9 protein-coding genes are annotated in these 12,023 nt (G+C 62.8%); 2 read left to right on the top strand and 7 right to left on the bottom strand.

From position 1 onward, the window contains the following. Positions 1–89 precede the first annotated feature (89 nt). Positions 90–3,554: a hybrid sensor histidine kinase/response regulator gene (locus ABIC75_RS17940; RefSeq protein ID WP_354015256.1), complete on the bottom strand. Its 3,465-nt coding sequence runs from the start codon at positions 3,552–3,554 to the stop codon at positions 90–92. A gap of 106 nt (positions 3,555–3,660) precedes the next feature. Here ABIC75_RS17940 and ABIC75_RS17935 point away from each other — a divergent pair, with 106 nt between their 5' ends. After that, positions 3,661–4,302, top strand: coding sequence for a 4'-phosphopantetheinyl transferase family protein (locus tag ABIC75_RS17935; RefSeq protein ID WP_354015255.1), 642 nt, complete (start codon positions 3,661–3,663; stop codon positions 4,300–4,302). Positions 4,303–4,374: 72 nt separating this feature from the next. Then, a complete protein-coding gene (locus ABIC75_RS17930) occupies positions 4,375–5,118 on the top strand; it encodes a pyridoxine 5'-phosphate synthase (protein ID WP_354015254.1) in 744 nt (247 codons plus the stop codon). Between the two features lie 335 nt (positions 5,119–5,453). Here the strand turns inward: ABIC75_RS17930 and ABIC75_RS17925 are convergent, their stop codons facing one another. From ABIC75_RS17925 to gyrB, 6 genes are all read right to left on the bottom strand, one after another. Next, the gene (locus ABIC75_RS17925; RefSeq protein WP_038622740.1) at positions 5,454–5,870 is read right to left on the bottom strand and encodes an ExbD/TolR family protein; all 417 of its coding nucleotides are present in this window, start codon (positions 5,868–5,870) and stop codon (positions 5,454–5,456) included. Positions 5,871–5,875: 5 nt separating this feature from the next. Beyond that, positions 5,876–6,289, bottom strand: a complete 414-nt coding sequence (locus ABIC75_RS17920; RefSeq protein ID WP_354015253.1) for an ExbD/TolR family protein — start codon at positions 6,287–6,289, stop codon at positions 5,876–5,878. A gap of 11 nt (positions 6,290–6,300) precedes the next feature. Then, positions 6,301–7,047, bottom strand: coding sequence for a MotA/TolQ/ExbB proton channel family protein (locus ABIC75_RS17915; protein WP_354015252.1), 747 nt, complete (start codon positions 7,045–7,047; stop codon positions 6,301–6,303). Between the two features lie 49 nt (positions 7,048–7,096). Next, a complete protein-coding gene (locus ABIC75_RS17910) occupies positions 7,097–7,756 on the bottom strand; it encodes an energy transducer TonB (RefSeq protein ID WP_354015251.1) in 660 nt (219 codons plus the stop codon). 198 nt (positions 7,757–7,954) lie between these two features. Beyond that, positions 7,955–9,244, bottom strand: a complete 1,290-nt coding sequence (locus ABIC75_RS17905) for a tetratricopeptide repeat protein (RefSeq protein ID WP_354015250.1) — start codon at positions 9,242–9,244, stop codon at positions 7,955–7,957. Between the two features lie 312 nt (positions 9,245–9,556). Continuing rightward, a complete protein-coding gene (gene gyrB / locus ABIC75_RS17900) occupies positions 9,557–11,971 on the bottom strand; it encodes a DNA topoisomerase (ATP-hydrolyzing) subunit B (protein WP_354015249.1) in 2,415 nt (804 codons plus the stop codon). Positions 11,972–12,023: the final 52 nt, after the last annotated feature.

Here is a 12,023-nt window from a genome sequence, read left to right as displayed (position 1 = left end):
AAAGCCAGAAGTGAGTGAAGAGGAGTGAGCAGCGAGTCGGCCGAACGGTGCCACTCTTACTTCTCACTCCTCTTCACTCACTCCTGCCCCTAAGCCGTCTGCCTGCGCACCAGCGCACTCAGCAACGCACGCAACGCCGCTGGCCGCACCGGCTTGTGCAGGATCGGATAACCCAACGCCCGCGCGCGCTGCTTCAACTCACTGCTGCCATCGGCGGTTATCATCGCAATGGGCGGAAGATCGCCAAGCACATGGCGCAACGCATCGAGCGCCTGCAAGCCATCCATGTCATCCGTGAGATGGTAGTCGGCGAGGATCAAGTCCACGCCGCCACGCCGCAGTTCCTGCTCGGCCTGCGCCACGTCGATGGCGGTACGGCAATCCACGCCCCAGCGCCGCAGCAGCGCACACATGCCGTCGAGAATGGCGGTGTCGTTATCCAGGCACAGCACGGTGAGCGGCAACTGTTCGCTCGACACCGGATGGACGTTCGTGCGCCGACGCGGTATCGCACTTTCCGCGCGTGGCACGCGCACAGCGAAACGGCTGCCCTTGCCTTCGCGCGAATCCAGTTCCAGCTTGTGATGCAGGATGCCGGCGATGCGTTCGCAGATGGAAAGGCCAAGGCCCAGACCCTTTTCGCCCCAGGGTGAAGGACGATCCAGCCGCTGGAACTCGCCGAAGATGCGCGCGCGTTGCTCGGCGGCAATGCCGGGCCCCGTGTCCCACACTTCGATGCGCACTTCGTCGCCCATGCGACGCGCGCCGACCAGGATGCCGCCTTCGCGCGTGTAACGCAGCGCATTGGAGATGAAGTTCTGCAGTACGCGGCGCAGCAGTTGAGGATCGCTGCGCACCGCCAGCTTGGTGGACACCACGCGGAGTCGTAGCCCACGCTGCTGCGCAATCACCGCGAACTGCGCCTTGAGCGACTCGAACAGATCCGACAGCGCCACGTTGCTTACATCGGCGCGATAACTGCCGGCATCCAGGCGCGAGGTATCCAGCAGCGCATCGAGCAGATCTTCGGCGGCGCGGAACGAGGCATCGATGCGCTCGGCGAGCAGGCTTGCCTCGCCATCGAGGCCCGGGTGTTGACGCAAGGCCGCGGTGAACAAACGCGCTGCATTCAACGGCTGCAGCAAATCATGACTCGCCGCCGCGAGGAATCGCGTCTTGGATGCGTTGGCCATCTCTGCTTCGCGGCGCGCATGCGCTGCGGAGTTCAGCGCTTCGCTCAACTCGGCTGTGCGTTGATCGACACGCTGTTCGAGATTCTCGTTCGCTTCAATGAGCGCCTGTTCCGCATTCTTGTACGCGGTGACATCGGTGTAGGTGGTGACGTAGCCGCCGCCCGGCAGCGCGCGGCCACGCATTTCAATCACTGATCCGTCGGGGCGGGTGCGTTGAAAGATGTGCGGCGAACCCGCGTGCATGTGCGCGATGCGCTTGGCCACATGCGCCTCGACTTCCCCGGGCCCCAGTTCGCCGTGCACGGCGTTCCAGCGGATGAGATCGGCCACCGGCATGCCGACATAGACCATGCCATCCGGGTAGTCGAACAATTCCAGATAGCGCCGGTTCCATGCCACCAGGTGCATGTTCGCATCGACCACGCTGATGCCTTGCGACACGTTCTCCAGCGTCGTGGAAAGCAGTTCGCGATTGAAACGCAACTCTTGCGACGCTTCGTCCATCAGCGCCATGGCTTCGGCTATGTCCAGGCCCGAGCCGGACAACGCGCCCATCAGGATACGGCGCGCGCTCGCGGCACCGACGGCCGAGGCGAGCAGCCGCTCCGTGTACTGGATGAGGGCGCGATCGGCCGCTTCGCTGGACTGCAGCGGCTTGCCGCGGCGCTCCGCATATTCCTCGAACGCGCGCTGGCTGCTGCGTTCGCCCACGATGCGCTCGGCGATGGTGCGAAGATCGGCCACCGCTACGCGTCCGCGCCAATCACCGGCACCGCGGCTATCGATCGCATACGGATCGATGAACATCGCCGCATGCAGGCGTTCTTCCAGGTTGGGACGAAAGCGTAGCGAGACGAAGATAAGGCACGACACGTTCACCAGCAGCGACCAGAACGTGCCATGCATCACCGGGTCCCAGCCACTGAGGTGGAACAGCGCCTGCGGCTGCAACCAGCTGAGGTGCATGGGTCCGGTGTCCAGCCAGTCGGCCGTGCGATTCATGCCGGGCAGCAACAACGTATAGACCCACACGAGGAATCCTGCCGCCAGACCGGTGGCCACGCCCTTTCGACTGGCACCGCGCCAATAGAGCGCCGCGACAATGCCGGGCGCAAACTGCGCCACCGCTGCGAAGGCGAGCAGGCCGGTGGTCGCCAGGTTGGTCGTGTCGGCGACCACGCGGTAGTAGACGTACGCCATCGCCGCCAACGCGATGATCGCGACGCGTCGTACCAGCAGCACAAGTTGCGAGAGATCGGCACGCTGCTCGAGCTTGAACGCGTGGATGCGCAACAGCATCGGCATCACGATGTCGTTGCTGATCATCGTGGACAAGGCCACGCACGCGACGATCACCATGCCCGTGGCGGCGGAGAAGCCGCCAATGAATGCGAGCAACGCCATGCCGCGATCGCCATAGGCCATGGGCAGCGTGAGCACCCACGCGTCCTTGTTGCCCGCTTGCAGCTGCGGCAGGTGAAGTCCTGCGGCCACGATGGGAAGCACGGCAAGACTCACGATCACCATGTAGATGGGGAACAGCCAACGCGCACGCGTGACGTCGTGCGGGTCTTCGCATTCCACCACGCCGATCTGGAACTGGCGCGGCAGGCAGAACATGGCGCAGAACGCGAGCAGGGTCTGCGCGAGGAAGCCTGGCGAGACGCCTTCGGAAAACTCATTGACTGGCAGTTGCGCCGTGACAGCGAGGCCAGGTCCACGCCACAGGGCGTAGCCTGCCAGCGCAATGAAGACCACGAGTTTGATCAGTGACTCGACCGCGATGGCGAGCATCATGCCGTGGTGGTGTTCGGTGGCATCGATGGTGCGCGTGCCGAACAGGATGGCGAACGTCGCCAGCAGGATCGCGCACCACAACGCGCTGTCGCTGAACTGCGAGGTGCCCGGCGGAGAAGGGCTGCCGAGCACGGCATAGGACATCGCCACCGCCTTGAACTGCAGCGCGAGGTAGGGCACGACGGCGATCACGGCAATCACCGCCACGAGCGCGGCCAGTCCGTGCGACTTGCCGAAGCGCGCGCCGATGAAGTCTGCGATCGAGGTGATGTTGCGCTGGCGTGCCAGCAACACCAGTCGGCGCAGCAGGCCGAAGCCGAACACGAACAGCAGGATGGGGCCGAGATAGATCGGCAGATAGCTCAGGCCTTCGCGCGCGGCCGTACCCACCGCGCCGTAGAACGTCCACGACGAGCAGTACACGGCAAGCGCCAGGCTGTACACCAGCGGACGCAGGCGCGGCTGGCGCGGGTAGAGCGGCCGGCGATCGCCTGCATAGGCAACGACGAACAAGAGTCCGACGTACAACAGGGAAACCAGCAGCAGTAGCCATCCGGCAATCAAGCGGTGCTCTCCGTCGTGTGGGCATCCCTGCGGTGGGTGCGCGCGGCGGGCGCTCTACACCTCGCCGTGCTTGTAAGTATCGCCTCTTGGGCGGCAACATGCGCGGATGATCACGACCGACGGCCAGACGCCGACCGATTTGGCGGCGGAGCTGGGTGAGGACATTCACGTCTGGCGGCTCGCCTACGACCATCACGACGGCCGGGCGCCGCTGCTGGCCATGCTGGGTGCCTATTTGGGCGTACCAGCGTCCCAGGTACAGGTCGAGGCGTCCGAACACGGGCGTCCCGCGCTGGCGGGCACGCAGCGCGACGCGTTTTCGTTCAACTGGTCCCACAGCCATGACCAGGCATTGATTGCGATCACGCGCGGCGTGCTGCCGGGCATCGATCTCGAACGGCTGCGCCCGCATCCCAAGGCGGTGCCCATCGCGCGGCGCTATTTCAGTCCGGATGAAACGGCCGCGCTGGAAGCACTGCCGGCTGACCAGCGCGACCGCGCGTTCCTGGAGTTATGGACGGCGAAGGAAGCCGTGCTGAAGGCGTTGGGCCGGGGCCTGGCTTTTGGGTTGCACCGCCTGAGCATCGCCGGGCCATCGGATCTTCCCGTGCTGCATCGCCTGGATGGCTATGAGGCCGCGCAGTGGCAGCTTCATCGTCTGATCCTCGACGATGCCCATGTCGGGACGCTGGCCTGGCGGGGGACACCGCGTCGCATCCGCCAGTGGACACTTGCCGGTACCGATTGATCGGCGCAATGTGTCCAACCCGCCGCCGTCGCGGCGCTTTGCTACGCCTTGCCAGCGAGTATTGCCCAACCTATGACCCTGCTTAGCGTCAACGTCAACAAGATCGCCGTGCTGCGCAATTCACGCGGTGGCACCGAACCGGACATTCTGCGCGCCGCGCATACGTGCATCGATGCCGGTTGCGGCGGTATCACCGTCCACCCACGTCCCGACCAACGCCATATCCGGCCCGACGATGTGCGCGCACTGGCTGCCATTACGCGTGGCCGGGTCGAGTACAACATCGAGGGCAATCCGTTCGCCGGCGCCCGCGGCAGTTATCCCGGCCTGATCGAACTGGCGCGCGAGACGAAGCCCACGCAGGTCACGCTGGTGCCGGATGGCGATGGGCAGATCACCTCGGACCACGGCTTTGACCTCACGCGCGATATCGACACTCTGAAGCCTCTCGTGGCAGTGCTGCGCGACATCGGTTGCCGGGTGAGTCTATTCGTGGATTCCGGTGCTACCGGGTTTGAAGCCGCTGTCGCCATCGGCGTGCAGCGAATCGAAATCTATACCGGCCCTTACGCGCAAGCCTTCGAGGAAGGGCACGTGCAGGAGGAGCTTGCACGTTGCGCCGATACCGCGCGACGCGCGCAGCACGCTGGCCTGGCCGTCAACGCCGGACACGACCTGAGCCAGGCCAACCTGGGCACGTTCAAGGCGGCCATTCCTGGCTTGGCGGAAGTGTCCATTGGGCATGCGCTTATTGGCGAAGCCTTGTACGAAGGCATGGCGACCACGGTGCGGAAGTATCTACAGATCCTTCGCTGATTTCTTCGCGGGCGCTTTTCATTTGGACGTCCATACGTCTGGAAGTGTCCTGCGCTAATAATCTCGTCATTCCGGCGCAGGACGGAATCCAGTGGCGGTACACCATGATTGCCGCGCCAACTGTGATTCGCCTTTATGCGGCGGAAGCGGGTAACTCGACAATCAAGAGCGACCGTGTGAGCGCGATAACCCTTCGCACCGCTACTGGATTCCGGCCTGCGCCGGAATGACGAGCAGGAACTCAACACCCATCCGCGATAAGCCAAAAAAAACCCCCGCGCGAGGCGGGGGCTTTAAAGGGTAGTGTTGCGGTAATGCCTTACGGTATTACTGAATTACTGACCTTCAGTGAAGCCGATCTTGGTGAGACCGTAGCTCTTGGCATCCGCCAAGACACGAGCGACGTGCTCGTAGGCCACACCATCGTCCGCGTTGATCTGCACCTCCGGCTGCTTGGCCGGATCGCCCAGACCACCGATCACCGCGAGCTGTGCCTTGAGGCCCAGCTCATCCACCGGCGTATCGTTCCAGTACAGCGCGCCGGACTGGTCGATCTTGAGGCGGACGGGTTCCGGCGGATTTTCCGGCTGAACCACGTTCGGGTTGGGCTGCGGCAGGTCGATCTTCACTTTGTGGGTAAGCATCGGCGCCGTGATCATGAAGATGATCAAGAGCACCAACATCACGTCGACGAGCGGCGTGACGTTGATGTCGGCCATGGGCCCCTTACCACTTCCAGAACTGAATGCCATGACTCTTACTCCTTACCGGTCGTCATGAAGCCGACATGCACCATGCCTGCTTCCTTGGCGTCGGAGAGGACCTTCTTGACGATCTTGTATTCCGTGGTCTTGTCCGCACGGATCTGAAGTTCAGGCTGCGGCGTCAGCGTCGCCTTCACCGCAAACTGGGCCTTCAGTTCCGCCTCGGTGACTTCGACGTCATCGAGATACAGCGTGCCATCAGGCTTCACGGCCAAGTCCATCGGCGTCACCTGCTCAGTATCCGGAACCTTCGGATTGGCAGTCGGCAGCTCGACGGTGATTCGATGAGACATCAACGGCGCGGTGATCATGAAGATGATCAGCAGCACCAGCATTACGTCGACGAGCGGCGTAACGTTGATCTCCGACATCGGGCCGCCGGAATCGCCTCCGGTACTCATTGCCATGGGTCAGATCCTCACTTGCCTTCGACGCGAGCGCCGGTGGCGAAGAAGTCGTGCAGGTCGTGCGCAAACTCGTCGAACTGAGCGTACGTCAGACGGTTGGAGCGGTTGAAGAAGTTGTAGGCGAGCACGGCCGGGATAGCAGTGAACAGACCGAAGGCGGTCATGATCAGAGCTTCACCCACCGGACCGGCCACGGCTTCCATCGAAGCGTTGCCCGACGCGGAGATCTTGATCAGCGCGTGGTAGATGCCCCACACGGTACCAAGCAGACCGATGAACGGTGCCGACGAACCGACCGTGGCGAGCAGGGTCAGGCCGCCTTCCAGGCGCAGGCTCTCGCGAGCAACGGCCTGGCGCAGGGCGCGATCGATGAACTCGGAGCGGCTCAGCGACTCGGCGAGGCGACCACCACCGGCCGAAGCCTGCTGGTGGTGAGCGACGGCCGAAGCGGCGTCGAGAGCGATCTTCGAGAACGGTTCGCCCTTGGGCTGCGCTTCGAGTTCGCGAATGGCGTCCTGGGTGGAGCCATTGGACCAGAAGCCGTTGATGACCTTGTCGGCGCGACCGCGAACCATCGAGTTGCGGATCGCGTTGGCGACGATGAAGTACCAGGAAGTGAAGGACATCACCACCAGCACCACGAACACGATCCAGCCAAGGAAATCGAAGTTGTGGATGAGGTGATCGAAGCCCATCGACTTCATGGCTTCGGCGTTGGTGGTACCGCCCGCGGGGGCCGGAGAAGTTTGCAGGAACATAACGCTACCCTTGGAAAGTCAAGCGTGAACTGATTGACCGTAACCGAAGTTACAGCTGATTGAGATTGAAATTGACCGGGACGCGGACATAGCCTTCCGTCTTTTGCCCGTTCCTGATGTTCGGATTGAAGCGCCACTTGCGTGCCGTTTCAATCGCGGCCTGGTCCAGCTCGCGATAACCGCTGGACGCTTCCACCTTAATGTCCTTAGGCGAACCGTCCACACCCACCAGAATCATCAACGTGACCGTGCCCTCGTGACGCTGGCGGATAGCCTGCGGCGGATACTTGGGCTGGATACGGCTGTTATAGCTGATGTCCTGACTGGCGGTGATATCCGAAGGCGGAGCCGGAGGCGCAGGCGGTGCCGGCGGCGGCGCTGGGATAGCGTTGGTCGACGCTTCCTCAACAGCCGGCGGCGGAGCCGGCGGCGGCGGAGTCGGCGGCGGCTTGACCTGCTGAATGATCTTCGGCGGCGGCTGCTTCGGCGGCTCCGGCGGCGGCGGCGGCGGTGGCGGTGGCGGCGGAGGAGGCTCGATAAAGTTGACCTGGACCGTGCGTTCTTTTTCTTTCTGTACCTGCTTCGGCGGTGCCATAGGCGCCACCAGCAACAGGAACGCGAACGCATGCAGCGCGATGGCTACGGCCAGCGCCCAGGTACGCCTCCAATTGAACGGCCCTTGGCCGGTTGCTTCGTTACTTGAGGCCATCTGTCACTATCTGGAGCTAATCAATCGGTGAGACGTGGTCACGAACTCATGTGGCAAATCGATCCAAAGGGATGACATTTGCCACTGGACGGGAGCACGGAAAGGTTTCAACGGTACAACAGCACATGGCATTTGTATAGCACTTGTGAGGCAGGCAAATGGACGTCTATCTGCCCCACACTTGTTACACGTTCTGCCTTACTTGCTCGCGCCCTGCGCCTTCAGCCAAGCCTTTGCTTTGGCGGAGGTTTCGGGATCCTGTGCGGCCTTCTCCATGGCTGCGATCGTGCCCGGCTTGTCCTTCAAGCCACGGCACGCTTCGGCCAGCAACATATAAGCCGTGCCCTTGTGCTGCACGCCCTTGTCGATGCCCTGTTGGATGAGGCTCTTCGCCTCGCTGAACTTGCTGTCCTGGATGAGCAGCTGGCCGGCGCGAATGTTCGCCTCGCCGTCCTTCGCCATCGGGATAGCCTTCTGATAGGCCGCCAGCGCGCCCGACGTGTTGTCGGCCATGTAGGACGCCGTACCGAGCAGCATGTAATTGTCGGCCGTGGAGGTGACCACGCCCTTGTTCAGGCCTTCCTGCAGGACAGCGACGGCCTTGGTCGCCGGATCCTTCTGGTCACCGCTCTGCTGGCCGGAGACGAGATAGAGCTTGGCGAGGTTGACGTAGTCCTTCTCGGTCTTCAGCTGACCGTTGGCGCGTGCCTTCTCCATCAGCGAAATCGCTTCCGGATACTTCTGCGACTGCATGAGCACGGCGACGGCGTTGTTCAGCGCGTTCGGATCGTTCGGGTTGGAAGCAAGCTGCTGCTGCGCCATCTGGGCAGCCTGGTCGCTCTGGCCCGATTCCGAGTAGCTGGCCATGAGGATCTGGTTCCAGCTGTCGCTCGGCTTGTCGGTCATCGACTGCGCCTTCTTGATGGCGGCAATCGCTTCCGGGAATTTCTCAAGGCGGTAGTACGCGTTGCCTTCGAGCGCGTACGAATCGGCGGTTTCCTTCTTGCCTTCGTTGCGCCACTTCTCGACGGTGTCGATGCTCAGCTGGTACTGCTCATTGGCCAGGTAGAACTGGGCGAGCATGTACTCGAGCTGGAAGTACGTATCGTTCGGCATGGTGCCGTTGTCGAGCGCACGCTTGAGCAGGTCGATGGCGCCCTTCACGTCGCCGTCGTTGTAATGCACGTTCGCCAGGCCCTGCAGAGCCAGCGCCTGTGCGTACTTGCTCTTGCTGCCGTCGGCGATCGGCTGAAGGATCTGCGTCGCCTTTTCCTTGTCCTGGTTGTTAACTGCGTCGAGGCCTTCGTTGATGGCCTTCTGGTCCTTTTCGCTGGTGAGATCCAGCTTGGGTTCCTGACGCGTGGCGTTGGGGTAGAGCGCTTCCTTCTTGTCCTTGGAAGTGCTGTCCTTCGCGATGACCGGGGTGCTCACCACGGCCAGGGCCAGCGCCGAACCAGCGAGCATCTTGATCAGGGGAACACGCTTCATGGCAGTCCTCAATATGGGTTTCACGCGCCGAAGACGCGGGGGATCGCTGAGCGTAACCTGACTAGGCGCCAGATAACAAGTCGCAGCGCGACAACAAAGATTGTTAAAAATCAATAAGTTGAACCATACGCCAGCGACTGGACATGATTTTCGGGCTAAAGCCCCATGTCACCCGTGACTTTTCGGCCTGGAAACACGCTATCGGCAGCCGTTTCCCTGACTTTAGTTAATGTGCTAATGCGTTAGCACATGACATGAGAAAAGAGGGCTGCAGCGATGCGAAGACAGCTCGCATCGCTGCAGCCCCAGTCGTCAGATATCCAGGTTGGCGACCTTCAGCGCGTTGGCTTCGATGAAGTCGCGACGCGGCTCCACCGCCTCGCCCATCAGCATGGAGAACATCTGGTCGGCCGCGAAGGCGTCTTCGATGCCCACCTGAAGCATGCGGCGCGTTTCCGGATTCACGGTGGTTTCCCACAGCTGCTCCGGATTCATTTCGCCCAGGCCCTTGAAGCGCTGGATGGTGCGGCCCTTCTTGCCCTCTTCCAGCAGCCAGTGGCGAGCCTCGGCAAAGCTCTGGACGCCACGCGAACCGTTGCCGCGACGGACCACGGCATCCGCCTGGACGAGGCCGGCCAGCTGCTGGCTGGCATGCAGCACCGGTCGGAATTCCGCGCTGCTGAAGAACGGCTGCGGCAGCAGCCAGGTGTGGCTGAGGCCGTGCTGGTCGCGCACTACTTCGATGGCTGCCGGTTGCTCGTCCACTGCAGGCCGCAGCGCAAGCTTGTAGCGCGGCTTGCCGAGGCCGCTGGCGGCCAGACGGCCCTCCACAGCCTTCAGCCAGCTCTGCATGGCCGCAGCATCACTCCAGAGCGCCGGCTCAATGGCCGTGTGCTCAAGCAGCGCCGTGAGCACGGTGGCATCGAAGCGGTGGCCGAGGCGCTCGATCTGGTCCAGTGCAGACTGGTAATCGCGCAACAGCTTTTCCAGTGCTTCGCCGCTGATGCCCGGCGCGTCGGCGGCGTACTGCAATTCCGCGCCGTCCACGGCGGTGGAGACGAGGTAGCCGTTCAAGGCCGCATCGTCCTTCATGTACATCTCGTTCTTGCCCTGCTTGATCTTGTAGAGCGGCGGCAGGCCAATGTAGACGTGGCCGCGCTCGATCAATTCCGGCATCTGGCGGTAGAAGAACGTGAGCAGCAGCGTGCGGATGTGCGAGCCGTCCACGTCCGCGTCGGTCATGATGACGATGCGGTGGTAGCGCAGCTTGTCCGGGTTGTACTCCTCCTTGCCGATGCCGGTGCCAAGCGCGGTGATCAGCGTGCCGACTTCGGCGGAGGACAGCATCTTGTCGAAGCGGGCCTTTTCCACATTGAGGATCTTGCCCTTCAACGGCAGCACGGCCTGGGTCTTGCGGTTGCGGCCCTGCTTGGCGGAACCGCCTGCGGAGTCACCCTCGACCAGGAACAGTTCGCACAGCGCCGGATCCTTTTCCTGGCAGTCAGCCAACTTGCCCGGCAGGCCGGCGATGTCCAGCGCGCCCTTGCGGCGGGTCATCTCGCGCGCCTTGCGAGCGGCTTCGCGGGCACGCGCGGCGTCCACCACCTTGGAGGCGATGGCCTTGGCCTCGTTCGGGTGTTCCAGCAGGAACTCGCCCAGCTTCTCGTTGACCGCCTGCTCCACCGCGGTCTTCACCTCGGAGGAAACCAGCTTGTCCTTGGTCTGCGAAGAGAACTTCGGGTCAGGCACCTTCACCGACAGCACGGCGATCAGGCCTTCGCGCATGTCGTCGCCGGAAAGGGCGACCTTGGCGTTCTTGGCCAGGCCTTCTTTCTCGATGTAGCCCTGCAGCGAACGTGTCAGCGCGGCGCGGAAACCCGTGAGGTGAGTACCGCCGTCGCGCTGCGGGATGTTGTTGGTGAAGCAGTACATCGTTTCCTGGTACGCATCGGTCCACTGCATCGCCAGTTCGACCGAGATGCCGTCCTGCTGGGCGCTCAGGCTGATCACGTTGGGGTGCAATGCGGTCTTGAGCTGGGCCAGGTGCTGCACGAACGACTTGATGCCGCCTTCGTAGGCAAAGCGATCGCTACGCCCTTCCCCGCGTTCGTCCTTCAGGTCGATGGTGACGCCCGAATTGAGGAACGCCAGCTCGCGCAGGCGCTTGGCCAGGATGTCGTAATGGAATTCGACGTTGGTAAAGGTGCCCGTGCTGGGCAGGAAGCGCACGGTGGTGCCGCGCTTGGTGGAAGCGCCGACTTCCTTGATCGGGTACAGCGGCTCGCCGTGGGCGTATTCCTGCTGATACTCCTTGCCCTCGCGGCAGATCGTCAGCCACAGGTGCGAGCTGAGTGCGTTCACCACGGACACGCCCACGCCGTGCAGGCCGCCGGAAACCTTGTAGGAGTTGGCGTCGAACTTGCCGCCGGCGTGCAGCACGGTCATCACCACTTCCGCGGTGGATCGGCCCTCTTCCGGGTGGATGTCCACCGGGATGCCGCGGCCGTTGTCGGTGACGCTGACCGAGCCGTCGTCAAGGATGGTGACCGTCACATGGTCACAGTAGCCAGCAAGAGCTTCGTCGATCGAGTTGTCGACGACTTCGAACACCATGTGGTGCAGGCCGGTGCCATCATCGGTATCGCCGATGTACATGCCGGGGCGCTTGCGCACCGCCTCCAGACCTTTCAGAACCTTGATGTTGCTCGAATCGTAGGATGCGTTCATTCGTCGACCGTTTCCTGGGCGCCTTTTCCCGCCCGGACGGCGCCTAGAGGCC

It is taken from the genome of Dyella japonica, from assembly GCF_040545895.1.
GTDB lineage: Bacteria > Pseudomonadota > Gammaproteobacteria > Xanthomonadales > Rhodanobacteraceae > Dyella > Dyella japonica_D.
The sequence above is the reverse complement of the archived record's forward strand: the minus strand, read 5'-3'. Positions and strand labels throughout refer to the sequence as shown.